The sequence below is a fragment of the Marinobacter sp. DUT-1 genome (genome assembly GCF_050379415.1).
In the GTDB taxonomy this organism is placed as follows: domain Bacteria; phylum Pseudomonadota; class Gammaproteobacteria; order Pseudomonadales; family Oleiphilaceae; genus Marinobacter.
Window position 1 is genome coordinate 250,205 of sequence record NZ_JBNRLS010000003.1, and the last position, 15,643, is coordinate 265,847.

Annotated in this window: 17 protein-coding genes; 6 read left to right on the forward strand and 11 right to left on the reverse strand. The window is 59.6% G+C overall.

The features are described from left to right. Window positions 1-39 precede the first annotated feature (39 nt). The 4 genes from dctP to ACQUTG_RS11190 all read left to right on the forward strand — a co-directional run bounded on the left by dctP (window position 40) and on the right by ACQUTG_RS11190 (window position 3,564). Complete coding sequence (gene dctP, locus ACQUTG_RS11175) at window positions 40-1,068, forward strand: TRAP transporter substrate-binding protein DctP (RefSeq protein WP_428919476.1); 1,029 nt, start codon at window positions 40-42, stop codon at window positions 1,066-1,068. 103 nt (window positions 1,069-1,171) lie between these two features. Continuing rightward, window positions 1,172-1,765 carry a TRAP transporter small permease gene (locus tag ACQUTG_RS11180; RefSeq protein WP_239038219.1) on the forward strand — a complete coding sequence of 198 codons (594 nt, stop codon included), beginning with the start codon at window positions 1,172-1,174 and terminating at the stop codon, window positions 1,763-1,765. 35 nt (window positions 1,766-1,800) lie between these two features. Beyond that, window positions 1,801-3,087: a TRAP transporter large permease gene (locus ACQUTG_RS11185; protein WP_428919477.1), complete on the forward strand. Its 1,287-nt coding sequence runs from the start codon at window positions 1,801-1,803 to the stop codon at window positions 3,085-3,087. A 33-nt stretch (window positions 3,088-3,120) separates the two neighbouring features. Further along, entirely contained in the window at window positions 3,121-3,564 is a 444-nt protein-coding gene (locus ACQUTG_RS11190) for a universal stress protein (protein WP_428919478.1), read from the forward strand. 23 nt (window positions 3,565-3,587) lie between these two features. Here the strand turns inward: ACQUTG_RS11190 and ACQUTG_RS11195 are convergent, their stop codons facing one another. From ACQUTG_RS11195 to ACQUTG_RS11235, 9 genes are all read right to left on the reverse strand, one after another. Next, complete coding sequence (locus ACQUTG_RS11195; protein WP_428919479.1) at window positions 3,588-4,445, reverse strand: ABC transporter permease; 858 nt, start codon at window positions 4,443-4,445, stop codon at window positions 3,588-3,590. A 4-nt stretch (window positions 4,446-4,449) separates the two neighbouring features. Further along, entirely contained in the window at window positions 4,450-5,310 is an 861-nt protein-coding gene (locus ACQUTG_RS11200) for an ABC transporter permease (protein WP_428919480.1), read from the reverse strand. Further along, the gene (locus ACQUTG_RS11205; RefSeq protein ID WP_428919481.1) at window positions 5,307-6,401 is read right to left on the reverse strand and encodes an ABC transporter ATP-binding protein; all 1,095 of its coding nucleotides are present in this window, start codon (window positions 6,399-6,401) and stop codon (window positions 5,307-5,309) included. The genes ACQUTG_RS11200 and ACQUTG_RS11205 overlap by 4 nt, the downstream gene beginning before the upstream one ends. A gap of 5 nt (window positions 6,402-6,406) precedes the next feature. Then, window positions 6,407-7,486 carry an extracellular solute-binding protein gene (locus ACQUTG_RS11210; RefSeq protein ID WP_428919482.1) on the reverse strand — a complete coding sequence of 360 codons (1,080 nt, stop codon included), beginning with the start codon at window positions 7,484-7,486 and terminating at the stop codon, window positions 6,407-6,409. 156 nt (window positions 7,487-7,642) lie between these two features. Next, window positions 7,643-8,683, reverse strand: a complete 1,041-nt coding sequence (locus ACQUTG_RS11215; RefSeq protein WP_428919483.1) for an extracellular solute-binding protein — start codon at window positions 8,681-8,683, stop codon at window positions 7,643-7,645. Continuing rightward, complete coding sequence (gene potC, locus ACQUTG_RS11220) at window positions 8,680-9,450, reverse strand: spermidine/putrescine ABC transporter permease PotC (protein ID WP_428919484.1); 771 nt, start codon at window positions 9,448-9,450, stop codon at window positions 8,680-8,682. Before potC ends, ACQUTG_RS11215 begins: the two co-directional genes overlap by 4 nt. Next, entirely contained in the window at window positions 9,447-10,307 is an 861-nt protein-coding gene (gene potB, locus ACQUTG_RS11225; protein WP_428919485.1) for a spermidine/putrescine ABC transporter permease PotB, read from the reverse strand. Before potB ends, potC begins: the two co-directional genes overlap by 4 nt. Further along, on the reverse strand, window positions 10,300-11,421 hold the full coding sequence (potA, locus tag ACQUTG_RS11230; RefSeq protein WP_428919486.1) for a spermidine/putrescine ABC transporter ATP-binding protein PotA: 1,122 nt from the start codon (window positions 11,419-11,421) through the stop codon (window positions 10,300-10,302). Before potA ends, potB begins: the two co-directional genes overlap by 8 nt. A gap of 121 nt (window positions 11,422-11,542) precedes the next feature. Next, complete coding sequence (locus ACQUTG_RS11235; RefSeq protein WP_428919487.1) at window positions 11,543-12,613, reverse strand: TRAP transporter substrate-binding protein; 1,071 nt, start codon at window positions 12,611-12,613, stop codon at window positions 11,543-11,545. A 169-nt stretch (window positions 12,614-12,782) separates the two neighbouring features. On the opposite strand from ACQUTG_RS11235, the gene ACQUTG_RS11240 reads away from it, so the two are divergent. Together ACQUTG_RS11240 and ACQUTG_RS11245 are read left to right on the forward strand one after the other, a co-directional pair. Then, complete coding sequence (locus ACQUTG_RS11240) at window positions 12,783-14,138, forward strand: CHAD domain-containing protein (RefSeq protein ID WP_428919488.1); 1,356 nt, start codon at window positions 12,783-12,785, stop codon at window positions 14,136-14,138. Continuing rightward, window positions 14,122-14,490 (forward strand): thiol-disulfide oxidoreductase DCC family protein, encoded by a 369-nt coding sequence (locus ACQUTG_RS11245; RefSeq protein WP_428919489.1) that lies wholly within the window; start codon window positions 14,122-14,124, stop codon window positions 14,488-14,490. Before ACQUTG_RS11240 ends, ACQUTG_RS11245 begins: the two co-directional genes overlap by 17 nt. 17 nt (window positions 14,491-14,507) lie before the next feature. Here the strand turns inward: ACQUTG_RS11245 and ACQUTG_RS11250 are convergent, their stop codons facing one another. Together ACQUTG_RS11250 and rarD are read right to left on the reverse strand one after the other, a co-directional pair. Then, window positions 14,508-14,717, reverse strand: coding sequence for a DUF3565 domain-containing protein (locus tag ACQUTG_RS11250; protein ID WP_428919490.1), 210 nt, complete (start codon window positions 14,715-14,717; stop codon window positions 14,508-14,510). Beyond that, window positions 14,717-15,604 (reverse strand): EamA family transporter RarD, encoded by an 888-nt coding sequence (rarD, locus tag ACQUTG_RS11255; protein ID WP_428919491.1) that lies wholly within the window; start codon window positions 15,602-15,604, stop codon window positions 14,717-14,719. The genes ACQUTG_RS11250 and rarD overlap by 1 nt, the downstream gene beginning before the upstream one ends. Window positions 15,605-15,643: the final 39 nt, after the last annotated feature.

Sequence of the window (15,643 nt, forward strand, 5' to 3'; positions counted from 1 at the left end):
ACAATGGATTAACGTAAAATAACGAGCGGAGACAACCCGATGAGCAGCAAGAGTAAATTCAGGAAACTGGCTGGTATTTCAGCGCTGGCTTTCGCCGGTCTGACCGCGGCAAATGCCGTAAACGCAGCCAACTGGCGTTATGCCCATGAAGAATACGAAGGCGACGTTCAGGACGTATTCGCTTACAAGTTCAAGGAATACATCGAAGAAAACTCGGACCACACCTTGCAGGTATACCGCTTCGGTGAGCTGGGCGAGTCCGACGACATCATGGAGCAAACCCAGGCCGGCATCCTGAACTTCGTAAACCAGTCCCCCGGCTTCACCGGCTCCCTGATTCCGGAAGCCCAGATCTTCTTTATCCCGTATCTCATGCCCACCGACATGGATACCGTGATCGAGTTCTTCCGTGAGAGTGAGGCGATCAACGAGGACTTCCCGGAACTCTACTCCGAGAAGGGTCTGGAACTGTTGAAAATGTACCCGGAAGGCGAGATGGTCGTCACTGTCGACGAGCCGGTTACCAAGCCCGCGGACTTCAACAACAAGAAGATCCGGGTCATGACCAACCCGCTTCTGTCCGAAACCTATTCCGCCTTCGGCGCCACTCCGACCCCGCTGCCCTGGGGTGAGGTCTACGGTGCCCTGCAGACCAACATGATCCAGGGTCAGGAAAACCCGATCTTCTGGATCGAGTCCGGCGGGCTGTATGAGGTCTCCCCCAATCTGGTCTTCACCGGCCACGGCTGGTTCACCACGGCCATGATGGCGAACCAGGACTTCTACAACGGCCTGTCTGACGAAGACAAGAAGCTGGTCCAGGATGCTGCGGACTACGCCTTCGAAGAGATCATCGTGCACATCGATGGCCTGGCCGAGGAAGCCCTGGAAAAAATCAAGGCCAACAGTGACGAGGTCACCGTTACCCGCCTGACCGATGAGCAGATCGAAGCCTTCAAGGCCCGTGCGCCGCAGGTAGAGGATAAGTTCATCGAAATGACTGGCGAAAGCGGCAAAGAGCTGCTGAACCAGTTCAAGGAAGACCTGAAAGAAGTTCAGAACGACTGATCTGAAGGAAACAGTCCCGTCGGCCGCCGCCGGCGGGACTCGGTCTTAATCCCTCCCCGCCGGCCCCTACCGGTCGGGAGCAGAATGTTCTGGAGCGCACCCCATGTCCGAGAATTCCCCGGATCTAGAAGATGACACCGGCTCCTACGAGTCAGGCCTGCCCGGGTTTCTGGGAACCATTGATGTCTGGATAAGCAAGATTGAAGCGGTCATGCTTGCTCTGGGCGTTATCCTGATGGCTATCAATACCTGCGTGAACGTTATCGCGCGGTATGTCTTCGGCGAAGGTCTTTTCTTCTCCGGAGAAATCAACCGAATTCTCATTATCCTGATCACCTTTGCCGGCATCGGTTACGCGGCCCGCCATGGTCGTCACATCCGCATGTCCGCCGTCTACGACGCGATCCCCACCAAGGGACGGAAGGTACTGATGATCATCATCGCCCTGTTCACCTCGGTGGTGATGTTTTTCCTCTGCTACCACTCCTATGGTTACATCGAGACGCTCTACGACCGTGGCCGGATCCTGCCCGCCCTCGGGTTCGAGATCTGGTGGATCTACATCTGGGCCCCGGTTGGCTTTGCCATTACCGGAATCCAGTACTTCCTGACCGCCATCAAGAACTTCACCAGCAAGGATGTCTATCTCTCCACTGGCGTCGTTGATGGCTATGCCGATACCGAATCGGAAGTATGAACCCCGCAGCTGAACTCAGGTAAGGATAAGAAATCATGGCAACTATAATGATGGTGATCATGATCGGGTTACTGCTGCTGGGCTTCCCGATGATGGTTCCGCTGATTACCGGCGCGGTGGTCGGCTTTGTAATGATGTTTGACGGCTTCGGCCAGATGGGTACCTTCATCCAGCAGATGATGGGGGGCATCCGGCCGGCGTCGTTGATTGCTGTACCGATGTTCATTCTGGCCGCCGATATCATGACGCGGGGTCAGTCTGCAGACCGGCTGATCAACATGGTCATGGCCTTCATCGGCCATGTTAAGGGCGGCCTGGCGATCAGTACCGCAACTTCCTGCACACTGTTCGGCGCGGTCTCCGGCTCCACCCAGGCGACAGTAGTGGCGGTGGGTTCCCCGCTGCGCCCCAAGATGCTCAAAGCCGGTTATTCCGACCCGTTTACCCTGGCGCTGATCATCAACGCCAGTGACATCGCATTCCTGATTCCCCCGAGTATCGGGATGATCATCTACGGAGTTATCTCCGAAACCTCCATTGCCGAGTTGTTTATTGCCGGTATCGGTCCGGGCGTTCTGATTCTGTTCATGTTCTCGATCTATTGCCTGATTTACGCCTACAAGAACGATGTGCCGACCGAAGAGAAAGCAACCTGGGCGCAGCGGGCACTTTCCGTGCGCGACGCACTCTGGCCGCTGTTCTTCCCGGTCATCATTGTTGGCGGTATCTACGGCGGCATCTTCAGCCCCACGGAAGCGGCTGCAGTGTGCGTGCTCTATGCCTTCCTGCTGGAGTTCGTGGTCTTCCGTTCGTTGAAACTGCCCGATGTATGGCGCATCGCCAAGTCCACTGGCCTGATTACCGCGGTGGTCTTCATCCTGGTCGCGGTCGGTAACGGCTTCTCCTGGATCATTTCCTTTGCCCAGATCCCGCAGACCATCCTGGAAGCAGTTGGCGTGAATGAGGCCGGCCCGGTCGGCGTGCTGATCGCGATCTGTGTCGCGTTCTTCATCGCCTGCATGTTTGTGGACCCGATCGTAGTGATCCTGGTCCTGACACCGATCTTTGCCCCGGCCATCGAATCCACCGGGCTGGATCCGGTACTGGTTGGTGTACTGATCACCCTGCAAGTTGCCATCGGCTCAGCCACACCGCCCTTTGGCTGCGACATTTTCACAGCCATCGCGATCTTCAAACGGCCCTATCTCGAAGTGATTCGCGGAACACCACCGTTCATTTTCATGTTGGTAGCGGCCGCAGGCCTGATAATCGCCTTCCCGGACATCGCCCTGTTCCTGCGGGACGTGGCATTCAGGGATTAATGGAGAGACTCAAGGGTCCTTAAGGAGACACTCATGTTCGAAAGAATCCTGGTCGCGGTGGACGGCTCCAAGACCTCGCTGAAGGCGCTGGACAAAGCCATCGATCTCCAGAGACTGATTCCCGAGGCCGAGATCTACATCCTCTGCGTGTACAAGCACCACAGCCTGTTCGAGGCGTCACTGTCGATCGGTCGCCCGGCCGACATGGACATCCCGGACAAGGTGCTCTCGGAGTACGCAAAAGAAGTTGTGAATCATGCCAAGGAGCTGGCGAAGGAGCACGGTGCTACCAAGGTGCGGGGCTTCGTCAAGGCCGGACGACCCTCCCGGGTGATCATCAAGTTCGCCCAGGACAAGGAAGCCGACCTGATTGTAGTGGGCACCAAGGGTACCAACAGCGACAAGGACGGCATGTTCCTGGGCAGTGTCTCTCACCGGGTGGCGTCTCACGCCAAGTGTCCGGTTCTTGTTGTCTGACCGTCCTGTCCGGGATAACACTCTCAGGTGTTATCCCGGGACCTCCCCATAGCGATTACCGCCAGCAACGCCGACCCCACCATCAGCAATAGCGCCACTGCATTCAGCACAGGCGTGGAACCCTCCCGCAATCGATTGAACAGGGCAACGGTCAGAGGGGTGTCACTTCCGGTGAGCATCACCGTCGTGTTGAAGTTCTCGAAGGACATCAGGAACGCCATGGCGGCAGCGCCGAAGATGGACGGCAGCAGCCATGGTAGCGTGACCGTAAACCAGGCCACCACGGGTGTGGCACCAAGGTTCAGCGCCGCCTCTTCCAGTTGCCGGTCAAACTTGCGCAGGCGGGCAGCAATCACCAGGGTGGCGAGTGTGGCAATGAAGGTCACCTGGCCCATCACCACCAGCGTCATCCCCGGCCGGAAGACATCCAGCTCGACACCCCACAGTCGCGAGGCATCGTTGGCCATGCCGCTGTAGAACACCAGGATCGATACCCCCAGAATCACCCCCGGAATCACCAGCGGCAGCAGCATCAGCAGATACAGGAACTCCTTGCCGCGGAACTCCAGGCGCTCAAACAGCACCGCATTGACGCACCCAAGGGTAACGCTGACCACTGTCACCCAGAATGCGATCTTGGTACTGACCCAAAGCGCCGAGAGCAGACCGTCGTCATGAAACAGCCCGGTACGACCCGCCGAACCGTCCGCCAGGTACCAATCCAGCGTAAAGCCCTTCCAGGGAAGAGACGGAAATGGCGCATCATTGAACGCAAACACCGCCGTCACCGTCAGTGGCAGGGCCAGGTAGACGAAAAACGCTACCAGGTAGGCCAGGTACAGGCCATCGAACCAGCGGGAGCGGGGAACGGATCGGATCATACCCTCACCCCATGACCTTGCGCAGGGACTGACCGGAGAATTTCAGACCCAGCCAGACGATCAGAGAGGACAGCACCAGTAGCAAAACGCCGAGGGCGGCGCCCTGTTCCCAGTTAAATCGGGTGATGAATTGGGTAAAGATCTGCCCAGTGAACCAGGCGCTGTCCTTGCCACCCATCAGGATGGGGGTCAGGTAACTGCCGAGGGTCAGCATGAACACCACGATGCAACCGGAGACAATGCCCGGCATTGCCCAGGGCACCACCACCTCGCGAAGTACGGTCAGGTGATTGCCCCCGAGATCGTAACCGGCTTCCACCAGATTCTCGTCCATGCCATCCAGAGTGGTGACCAGGGGCACTACCATGAACAGCAAGCCGTTGTAGACCAGGCCGACGATCACGGCCACATCGTTGTAGAGCATTTCCACCGGGCCATCAGCCCAGCCCAGCGCCTGCAGCCAGGAACTGAACAGACCACTCTCCCGCAGCAGGATCATCCAGCCGTAGGTACGCACCAGCTCACTGGCCCAGAAGGGCACCAGGCACGCCAGAAACAACAACCCCTTGGCACGGCCCCGCGCCAGCCTCGCGATGTACCAGGCAATGGGAAAAGCAATCAGCAGGGTGAGAAACGTGGTGAACAGCGACATCACCCCGGTTCGGACAAAGGTGCGCCAGTAATAGGACTCGGTAAAAAAGTTCTGGTACTGATCGAGCCCCCACGCCAGCGTGTCCCAACTCTCCCGGACCTGGAAGGAGACCCGCAGCATCTGCAGATGGGGCACCAGCACCAGCAACACAATCCACAGCAGGAAGGGAGTGAGCAGCAGCCACAGGGACAGGCGACCGGCGCTGGCGTTCATGCGGCCCCCGGGGCAAACACCCGTGCCAGCATCGGGTCCCAGGCGAGCTGGACCTTGGCCCCTTCCCGCAACCTGGGCGCCGAGCCGTCCTGGGGCAACCGGGCATAGAGGGTATGACCGGTGCTGTCGGCCTCAAGACGACTGTTGGCGCCGTCAAACAGGGTAGTGGTCACCGAAGCCCTGAGAACCGAGTATTCAGGCCTCAGGGCATCTCCGCCCAATACCAGGGATTCCGGCCGAATGAACAGGTCCGCCCGCTCACCGATTGGCGGTGCGGTCTGGCCGAGCCGGCCACGGACCAGGCTGCCATCATCCAGTCGGAGCTCCGCCAGCCCGCCCTGCACGGCCACCAGCTCCCCTCCCAGGCGGTTGTTGTCGCCCACAAAACCGGCCACAAAGGGGGTCGTGGGCTCCCGATACAGCTCTTCGGGAGGGGCCACCTGTTCGAACCGGCCATCTTTCATTACGGCGACCCGGTCCGACATGACCATGGCCTCGGACTGGTCGTGGGTGATGTACACGAAGGTGGTGCCGAATGCCTTCTGCAAACGCTTGAGTTCGATCTTCATCTGCTCCCGCAGTTTCAGATCCAGGGCCCCGAGAGGCTCATCCAGCAAAAGTAGGGTCGGCTCCAGCACCAGGCAGCGAGCCAGGGCCACACGCTGGCGTTGGCCACCGGAGAGCTCGCCGGGATTCCGGTTTTCCATGCCGGGCAGGCCGACCTGTTCCAGCACCCGGGCGATCCGGATGCGGCGCTCGGCGGCCGGCACTTTCTGGCGTTTCAGGCCATACCCGATGTTGTCTCCCACCGACATGGTCGGGAACAGGGCCAGGTGCTGGAATACCATGTTGACCGGGCGCCGGTTCGGCGGCACATCGTTCATGCGCGCGCCGCGAATATGGATATCGCCTTCGTCAGGCCGGTCAAAACCCGCCAGCAAGCGCAGCAGGGTGGTCTTGCCGCAGCCAGAGGGGCCCAGGATCGAGAAAAACGTGCCCGCAGGCACGTCGAGGGAAACATGGTCCACCGCGGCGTTGCTGCCAAAGCGGCGGACCAGGTTCGAGCAGAACAGGTCGGACTCGATCCCCATGGAGATCAGTTCGATGCCTGGACGCGGTCCAGCACCTGCCCTTCCAGGGTTTCCAGGCCGGGGGGTACCGGCGGATACCACTTGATGTTGTTGATCGCCTGGTCACTGAAGCTGGCCCGGTAGGCATCCCGCAGCTCTGCCCGGACAAACTCGTCTGCGCCTTTGGAAGCGGTGAAATTGCCCGAGGCGTTGGTGATCCGCGCGGCAATCTCCGGCTGCATGACGAAGTTGATCCACTGGTAGGCGGCTTCCTCGTTTTCACTGCGGCGGGGAATGGCAAAGGTGTCGATCCAGCCCAGGGCGCCGGAGTCCGGGGCCACGAAACGGATCTCCGGGTTCTCCGCGTTCAGTTTCCAGCCGCCGGCATCCCAGGCCATGGCCGCGATCACCTCGCCAGTGCGCAACAACGCCAGCAGCTGGTCACCACCGGTCCAGTAGGTCTTCACGTTGCTCTTGCAGTCGATCAGCTTGTCTTCCACTTTCGCCAGGATCGACTCGTACTCGTCACGGTCGTTGTAGGCCGCGAAGGGATCCATGCCCATGGCAAAGGCAAAACCGATCAGGGTCGGACGCTTGAGACGGTAACTGACCTTGCCGGCCACCGCCGGGTCGCACAGGTCGGTGTAATCGGTGACCGTATCCGCCACCGAGCTGTGGACGATCAGGCCGCTGGTACCCCAGACCGAAGGCACACCGTAGAATTCGCCATCCAGCTCGGTGGAGTCCCGGGTCGCCTTGACCATGGACGCCTGCAGCTGATCGGTGTTGACGCGGCTGAAGTCGATGGGCTTGTAGATATTGAACTGGCGCTGAACGCCGACGATCCGGTCCTGGCTGGGCTGGGCCAGGTCAAAACCGGCACCGCCGGTGGCCCGCAGCTTGGAGATCATGTCCTCATTATTCGAGAGGGTGACCTTTACATCGATACCGGTCTCTTTCTCGAACTGGGCCACCACATCATCCGGGGCATAGCCGCCCCAGGTTATCAGTCGCAGCTCTTCAGCAAACAGGCTGCCGGAAAAAGTGACAGCAGCGAGGAAGGTGGAGCCAAGCAGTGCGGATGTCCTTGCGGTGCGCGATCCCATGATCTTTGCATCTCCTGATAACGGTAGGTAACAAGTTTGCTAACCAGTTGTTATCAGGAAGGTATAGACCATGTATGTCAGTTTTGTGAAACCCCATTCAGAAAAAACGGAGGCCGAGGCCTCCGTGATCAGACAGTCGACCGGTCCCGGTCAGAATCAACGCCCGGACTTGAGCATCTCCCAGTACTTGGCGTACACCTGCAGCGCCTCGTCTCCGATATCGACCTGGAATTCGGCGTTGGTCATGTCCTCGGGCGTCGGGTAGCTGGCGCGGTTGTTGGCCACTTCGTCCGGCAGCATCTCACGGGCGGCGAGGTTCGGGGTGGCGTAGCCGATCTCCTCGCTGATCAGCGCGGAGATTTCCGGCTGCAGCACGAAGCTGATGAACTGGTGGGCAGCCTCGGGGTTCTTGGCGTTCTTGGGAATCACGAAGCTGTCCAGCCAGGCGATAATGCCCTCTTCCGGATAGACGTATTCCAGTGAAGGCATGGTTTCCTCAGCCATCACGGCTTCGCCGTTCCAGATCATGCCGACATCGGTCTCGCCCTCCAGGTAGGGCACCCGGGGTGCATCGGAGTTGAAGGTACGCACCGATGGCATCAACTCGGTGAGTTTCTCGTAGGCTTCCTCGATCTGACCCGGATCGGTGCTGTTACCGGAGTAGCCCAGTACCCGCAGGCCGACGTGGAAGACTTCCCGCATGTCGTTGGTGAGCATCACCCGGCCTTCGAAACGCTCGTCCCAAAGATCTTCCCAGGCGGTAACCGGCTCGCCGTCGATATCCGCAGTGTCCACAGCCAGGCCGGTGGTCCCCCACAGATAGGGAATACTGAATTTGTTATCCGGATCGATATCAAGGTTGGTCAGCTCCGGATCCAGGTTGTCAAAGCCCTCGATCTTGCTGCGATCGATGGGCATCAGCAAGCCTTCCTGGCGCATCTTGCTCACGTAGTAGGTGGAGGGCACGGCCAGGTCATAGGCGGCGCTGTCATCCAGCAGCTTGAGCTTGGCATACATGGCTTCGTTGCTGTCGTAAGTGGTGTAGACCACCTGGATGCCGGTCTCTTCCTCGAAGCGCGTCAACACTTCCTGCGGCATGTATTCGGACCAGTTATACAGATTGAGAACCTTTGGTTCCTCGGAACTGCAGCCAGTCAGGCCCACCGCCAGCAGGCCGGCCAGTGCGAGTTTCTTCATCGTTTGCTCCTTGTGAGTATCCATTGTGACAACATCAGCATAACCAGTGAGAACACCAGCAACAGCGTGCCCAGGGCGTTTACCTCGGGCTTGAGGCCCACACGCACCATCGAGTAGATGCGCAGGGGCAGAATTTCATAACTGGGGCCACTGACAAAGGTGCTGACCACAACATCGTCCAGTGACAGTGTAAACCCCAGCAGCCAGCCCGCCATTAACGCCGGCATGATGACCGGGATCAGTACCGTCCGGGTCATGGTGAAATCGGTGGCACCGAGATCGCGGGCCGCCTCGGGCAGACTCTCGTCAAAGCCGCTCAGCCGGGCCATCACGGTAATCACCACGAACGGCAGACAGAAGGTGACATGGGCCAGCAGCAGGGAGACATAACCGAGCTGGATACCCACCAGCAGGAATAACGCCAGCAACGAGATTGCGAGAACGATCTCGGGCGACATCATCACCACGAACAACATCCCGTTGAGTACCTTCTTGCCCCGGAACCGGTAACGGTGCAGTGCCAGCGCCGTCAGTGCCCCGATAATGGTGGAGACGGTGGCGGCCGAAAGCGCCAGCCACAGGGAATTCCACATGGCCTCCACCATGGCGTTGTTGTTGAACAGGGACTGGTACCAGCGAAGACTCAGGCCACCCCAGGTATAGCCGCTACGGGAGTCATTGAACGAGAACACCACCAGCACGCCAATGGGGACGTACAGCAGCAGATAGACCAGCACCAGATAGGCTCTTGGCAACCACCGGGTCATCCCGTGCCCTCCTCACCGATGCGCTGTTTGCTCAGGCGGTGAGCCAGCATGAGGATGGCCATGGTGACGGTCAGTACAATGCTGGCCGCCGCGCCGAACGGCCAGTTCCGGGCATCCAGGAACTGGTTCTTGATGACGTTACCCACCAGCAGGTTACGGGAACCACCAAGGATATCGGGCACAAAGAACAGCCCCATGGCAGGCAACAGTACCAGCATCACACCGGCCAGAACGCCCGGCAGCGTCAGGGGCACGATCACGTGGATAAAGGTAGCGAAGCGGCCGGCGCCCAGGTCGTGGGAAGCCAGCAGCAACTCCTGACGAAGGTCGTCGAACACCGAATACAGCGGCAGGATCATGAACGGGAGCAGCAGATAGACCAGGCCGACGATCACCGCGCCCTCGGTATAGAGCATCTGGATGGGTTCGTCGATCCAGCCCAGGCTCATCAGGGAACTGTTGATCAGGCCATTGGTGGCCAGCAGCATCTTGAGAGCGTAGGTGCGCACCAGCGAGTTGGTCCAGAACGGCACGATCAGCAGGAAGATCAGCAGCAACTGACGTTGCTTGCCCAGTTTCGACAGGGCCCAGGCAAAGGGATAACCGATCAGCAGACAGGCCAGGGTCGTCATCGCCGCCATATAAAGAGAATGCAGGAACACCTCAAGATACAGCGGGTCGAAAAGCTGCCGGTAGGCATCCAGGTTCAGGGGCAATGAGATGAACGTGCCCGGATCCCGGGTCATCACACTGGCACCCACCACCAGCAGGTTCGGCGCCAGCACCAGGAACAGCAACCAGCCCCACACCAGCACCAGCACCGCCGTCCTGAACGGCTGCCGGGTAATGCTAGGCATCGGTCAGTGCATCCTCATGGACTGGTTCGTTCGCCTCTTCCGGGAGCAACCACTCCCAGCCATCGACCCAGCTCACCTTCACCGGTTCGCCCAACCGGTAATCGAAGGCCGGATCATCCTCGTCGAAAAACTCGCTGGCCAGTACTTCGGTGCCGTCTTCCAGGTGGATCACCGAGTCCAGCGTACTGCCCTTGTAGTTACGCTCGACGATCTTCCCGGCCACGCCCTGCTCATCGGCCGGATCGAGCACCCGGATGTCCTCGGGGCGCAGAAGCACGTGCAGCAGCTGCCCTTCCCGTACCGGGAAATCAGGGCGGCGCAGGGTCCGTTTAAGGCCGAACACATCCACGGTGATAGAGCCGTCATGGATCGACTCCACTTCACCCGGAAAGAAATTGGTTTCACCGACGAAGCGCGCGGTAAACAGGTTGGCCGGGCGCTCGTACACTTCCCTGGGCGTGCCCAGTTGCTGGACCAGGCCATCCTTGAGCACCACCACCCGGTCGGACATGGACAACGCTTCTTCCTGGTCATGGGTAACAAACACGAAGGTTATGCCGAGCTCCCTCTGCAAGCGCTTCAGCTCCACCTGCATCGTGCGCCGCAACTTGTAATCCAGGGCCGAGAGCGGCTCATCCAAAAGCAACAGTCGCGGGCGCTTGACCACCGCCCGGGCAATGGCCACGCGCTGTTGCTGGCCTCCGGACAACTGATGGGGCTTGCGGCGCATGTAATCCTGCAGCTGCACCATCGCCAGCGCTTCCTCCACGCGCTCGCGAATCTCCTCCCTGGGCCGCTTTTCCATCTTCAGGCCATACGCGACGTTGTCGAAAACCGACATATGCGGGAACAGCGCGTAATGCTGGAAAACGGTATTCAGGGGGCGGTGTTCCGGCGGGGTGCCCGTCAGGTCTTCCCCGGACAGGGTAATGGTGCCGGCATCGGGAAGTTCGAAGCCCGCCATCAAACGCAGCAGGGTGGTTTTACCACAGCCTGACGGACCAAGAAGGGTAATGAATTCCCCGTCGTAGATATCCAGGTTCAGGGAATCCAGAACGGTTTTGCCGTCAAACTGTTTGGTGAGATTACTCAGAGAAAGCAGTGTCTTTTTCATCGGCCCTGCCCGAAAAGTGAGCTCGCTATTTTTCCAGAAAGCGTAGCAAACAAAAAGGGGCGTCGGGGTAATCCGAAACCCCGACGCCCCTTGTTTTCAGGGCTTTAACCGTTTTTGGCGATCACTCGCCGGCAACACTGTTCAGGTAGGCCTTGTCCGAGATGTTGATCCAGGGGCGGACCTGCTTCAGGTAGTCGCGCTGGGAGGTGATAATTTCCTTGGCCAGCGGATCCTTCTCCGCCGCTTCTGCGAGCAGGCGGTCAGTGGTTTCGCGCAGCGCCTCGATAACCTCCGGCGGGAACACCTTGTGGGTCACATCCGGGTAGTCCTCCTTCATCTTGTTCCAGGCAACACCGCTCTCATGCACGCTCTGGATGTACATGTCGTAAGCGGCCGTGCGCATGGCGACCCGGAGGACCTCCTGCAGATCTGCCGGCAGCTTGTCCCAGGTCTTCTTGTTGATCAGGAACTGTACCTCGGCACCAGGCTCCTGCCAGCCGGAGTAGTAGTACTTGGCGATCTGATGGAAGCCCATGGGGAAATCGAGGGCCGGGCCCACCCACTCAAGGGCGTCAATGGTGCCACGTTCAAGAGCGGTGTACAGCTCTCCCGGCGGCAGGTTGGTGACCGCCACACCCAGCTCGGACATAACTTCGCCGGCAAAGCCCGGGGTACGCATCTTCAGGCCCTGGAGATCCTCCACGGAGTTGATTTCCTTGCGGAACCAGCCACCCATCTGGTTACCGGTATTACCGCCCGGGAAGGACAGCAGACCGTGCGGCTCATAGACCTTCTGCATGAGTTCCATGCCACCACCGTGGTAGAACCAGGCGTACATTTCCGGGGCAATCAGGCCGAACGGAATGGTGGTGAAGTACATGGCATTGGGAATGGTGCCCTTGTAATAGTACGAGGCGGTATGACCCATGTCGTACTGGCCGGTGCGAACCAGGTCGAAAATGCCGAAAGGTGCCTTGTGCTTGTTGGAGGCATCTACCCGCACTTTCAGCCGGCCATCTGACATCTCCTCTGCCATTTTGGCAAAGTGTTCCGTCGTTTCCCCCAGAATCGGTGAATTCGGCCCCCAGGTCTGAGCCAGGCTCAAAGTATAGGTTTCCTGTGCCAGCGCAGACGCGCTGAAAGCCGATGCCGCAACAGCCACAGCGGCAAAGAAAGACTTGCGTAAATTCATGGTGTTGGCTTCCGTTTTTTATAGGTATGAATAGGTATTTCGGGTCCGCCTCCATCATAGCCTGCTAACGGCCTCGAGCCAATCTTTGTCATAAATCCGCGGCATGCTCTGCGACATCATGCCACACAGGCACTACGCTATTATCAAACTCCATGAATCCGAAGTTCTCATGAAGCACCTGTTCCTCGTACGCCATGCCAAATCCAGCTGGGCGGATGAAACCCTCAGCGATCACCAACGTCCGCTCAACAGCCGGGGCGAGAGTCAGCTCGGCCCGCTGGGCCGGGCACTGGTCCGCAGCGGTGCCTTCGGCGGCACCATCCATGCCAGCGATGCTGTCAGGGCACAACAGACCCTGGCAGGTGTTCTTCCGGAGGGATTTCCCGGCAACCGGGTTCACACCACTCCGGACCTTTACACCTTCGACTACCGCCGACTCCTGCACTGGCTCAACACACTGGACGATGGGGAAGAGACCGTGGCCATCATCGGTCATAACCCCGCCTTGCTGGAACTGGCAGAGCACCTGCTCAAGCATCCACCCGCCAACCTGCCCACGGCGGGCTTTGTGCACATCCAGTTTCCGGACAAGCCCTGGCACAAGGTGGCTGCCGGTAAAGGCCGGCTCGAAGCCTTTCTCACGCCCAGGGAATTCAGCTACCGGCAATTCGCCCGCAAGCAGAAAAAACGGGCACGAACCACCGGCGACGAGCCCGGACGTGACATTCCCGAGGCACTGTCCCATCAGCTACAACGACTGGGAGAGTTGCAACCGGGGGTCAAGGTGGGGCTGGATGACGAGTTCCTGCACCAGTTCCGGATTGCCATCCGGCGCAGCCGGGCCATTGCCGAATCGGTGGAAGAAGTCACCGGCGACAAATCCCTGAAACAGTCCATCAAGCAGCTCAAGCACCACGCCCGTGCCACCAGCCGGCTCCGGGACCTGCATGTATTCCTGCAGGACCTGCCAGTCCTTTGCGACCAAAACAACGAGCTGCAAACCGCCCTCGGTACCTGGGCAGAAACCGAAGCCGACCAGGAGCACCATGCCCTCGTCAAACGACTGGAAAGCAAGCGCTACCGGGACACCATGCACCGCTGGGACAGTCTGATTCATTCCCGCCAATTCCGGAAATTGGCAGGCCGGCTGACCCCGAAAGACATCCGGAAAGCGGTAGAAAACCGTATAAAGGAGTTCAACAGGCGCACCGCCGAGCTGCTCCACAACTCACCGGATGAGGACATCCACCGACTGAGGAAGCTGCTCAAGCGCATCCGCTACCTGATGGAGCTGGATGCCAAAGGCTGGAAACGGCCGCTCAAGGCCCTGAAACAACGGCAGGAACTCTATGGCCGGTTCCAGGACCTGCACGTGCAGATCGAGCTGGTCAAAGCCTTCAGAACCCGGGCACCGGAAACGCTGCCCGGGGCCGTCGACGGTCTGAAGGAGAGACTGGAACAGCAGAAAGCGGACGCCCGACGCCAGATACTTGCGTTAGGAGGACTCGATGGAGCCCCGGTATGACACTCTCTTCCATGATGGCCAGTGCCCACTGTGCGCCCGGGAGGTCCGGGCGCTGAGGCGCTTGAACAAAGGCAACCTGGTTTTGGCGGATATCCACCAGCAGCGCAATGGCAGTCTGATTCTGCCACCCCACGAGATGCTGCTGCGCCGCCTGCACCTGATGACCTGGACCGGCGAATGGGTTACCGGCCTGCACGCGACCGTCCGTGCCTGGTCCCATACGCCCTTCGGCTTTCTCTTCAAACCCCTGCTCTGGCCGGGGATCTACCAGATTGCCTCACCGGTCTACCAGCTCTGGGCTGACCGGCGCTACGAGCGCAAATACGCCTGCGCAGAGTGCGACGCAGGCTGACTGACGAAGTTTCGGAATCAGGGCTGCTCGTCCGGCGGCGCGCCCTGATCGCATTTCTTGCACTCCAGCTCAAAACCCAGCATGGAACGGCGGCCCTCCGCGGTGGTGACCCAGGGACGGTTCACCCAGGGCGGGTCATGGCGCACATGCTGGTTATGGCCACAGGCAAGCTGGGCGACCCAGTGGTTCTCTTCGTCCCGGTGATAACCGGTGATGGGCTGTTTCATTACGGTGCTTTCCTCGCATTCCAGGCCGACCAGGAATAGATGGCCAGCGCCACCCAGATCATGACAAAACTTGCCAGCTTCTCACCACTCAGCGGCTCCTCGAACACAAACAGGGCAATGAGGAACTGGATGGTCGGGTTGATGTACATGAGGAATCCCACCGTCGCCAGCCGCAGACGGCGGGCGGCACCGGCGAACGCCAGCAGCGGGATGGCGGTGACGATGCCGGAAGACAATAACAACAGCATCATGCCGGTACTGTCGGAGAAATGGGACACCCCCTCGGCACCGAGCCAGGCCCAGGTGAGCAGCCCGACGGGCAGCAGCAGGAGGGTCTCCACAAACAGACCCGAGAGCCCATCGAGTTCCACTTTCTTGCGGAGCAAACCATAAGTGCCGAAGCTGAAAGCCAGTACCAGGGTGATCCAGGGCACGATGCCCAGCAGGAACAACTGGTACAGGATGGCCACCGTGGCCAGAACCACCGCGATGGCCTGCAGACGGGTAATCGTCTCCCGCAGAATCAGCATCCCCATGGCAACATTCACCAGGGGCGTGAGGAAGTAGCCAAGGCTGGCCTGGAGCACGTGGCGGGTTTCCACCGCGTAGATATACACGCCCCAGTTCAGGGCAATGAACAGGGCGCAGCCCAGCACGAAGCCCAGTTTTCGGGGTCTTGCCAGGGCCGACCTGACCGGTTGCCAGCGCTGCAGGAGCGTGATCACGATGGCGAGGAACAGGCAGGACCAGATCACCCGGTGAATCAGGACCTCCCAGGCCGGCACGCCCTCGAACAGGGCGAAATACAGGGGAAAACTCCCCCACATGGAGTAGGCCGCAAGGCCGTAGAGAACGCCCTTGGTGGTCTCGGGTGTGGCTGCTTTCATAGGTTCCTCATTATCCGGCCGATCAATCTACCACAAGGC

Excerpts from the sequence above, each read along its gene's own strand:
- ACQUTG_RS11195 (WP_428919479.1), bottom strand. The coding sequence starts at position 4,445 with ATGATCCGATCCGTTCCCCGCTCCCGCTGGTTCGATGGCCTGTACCTG.
- ACQUTG_RS11180 (WP_239038219.1), top strand. The coding sequence starts at position 1,172 with ATGTCCGAGAATTCCCCGGATCTAGAAGATGACACCGGCTCCTACGAG.
- potB (WP_428919485.1), bottom strand. The coding sequence starts at position 10,307 with ATGCCTAGCATTACCCGGCAGCCGTTCAGGACGGCGGTGCTGGTGCTG.
- ACQUTG_RS11215 (WP_428919483.1), bottom strand. The coding sequence starts at position 8,683 with ATGAAGAAACTCGCACTGGCCGGCCTGCTGGCGGTGGGCCTGACTGGC.
- ACQUTG_RS11245 (WP_428919489.1), top strand. The coding sequence starts at position 14,122 with ATGGAGCCCCGGTATGACACTCTCTTCCATGATGGCCAGTGCCCACTG.
- ACQUTG_RS11185 (WP_428919477.1), top strand. The coding sequence starts at position 1,801 with ATGGCAACTATAATGATGGTGATCATGATCGGGTTACTGCTGCTGGGC.
- ACQUTG_RS11250 (WP_428919490.1), bottom strand. The coding sequence starts at position 14,717 with ATGAAACAGCCCATCACCGGTTATCACCGGGACGAAGAGAACCACTGG.
- dctP (WP_428919476.1), top strand. The coding sequence starts at position 40 with ATGAGCAGCAAGAGTAAATTCAGGAAACTGGCTGGTATTTCAGCGCTG.
- potA (WP_428919486.1), bottom strand. The coding sequence starts at position 11,421 with ATGAAAAAGACACTGCTTTCTCTGAGTAATCTCACCAAACAGTTTGAC.
- rarD (WP_428919491.1), bottom strand. The coding sequence starts at position 15,604 with ATGAAAGCAGCCACACCCGAGACCACCAAGGGCGTTCTCTACGGCCTT.
- ACQUTG_RS11200 (WP_428919480.1), bottom strand. The coding sequence starts at position 5,310 with ATGAACGCCAGCGCCGGTCGCCTGTCCCTGTGGCTGCTGCTCACTCCC.
- ACQUTG_RS11190 (WP_428919478.1), top strand. The coding sequence starts at position 3,121 with ATGTTCGAAAGAATCCTGGTCGCGGTGGACGGCTCCAAGACCTCGCTG.
- ACQUTG_RS11240 (WP_428919488.1), top strand. The coding sequence starts at position 12,783 with ATGAAGCACCTGTTCCTCGTACGCCATGCCAAATCCAGCTGGGCGGAT.
- ACQUTG_RS11205 (WP_428919481.1), bottom strand. The coding sequence starts at position 6,401 with ATGGGGATCGAGTCCGACCTGTTCTGCTCGAACCTGGTCCGCCGCTTT.
- potC (WP_428919484.1), bottom strand. The coding sequence starts at position 9,450 with ATGACCCGGTGGTTGCCAAGAGCCTATCTGGTGCTGGTCTATCTGCTG.
- ACQUTG_RS11235 (WP_428919487.1), bottom strand. The coding sequence starts at position 12,613 with ATGAATTTACGCAAGTCTTTCTTTGCCGCTGTGGCTGTTGCGGCATCG.
- ACQUTG_RS11210 (WP_428919482.1), bottom strand. The coding sequence starts at position 7,486 with ATGGGATCGCGCACCGCAAGGACATCCGCACTGCTTGGCTCCACCTTC.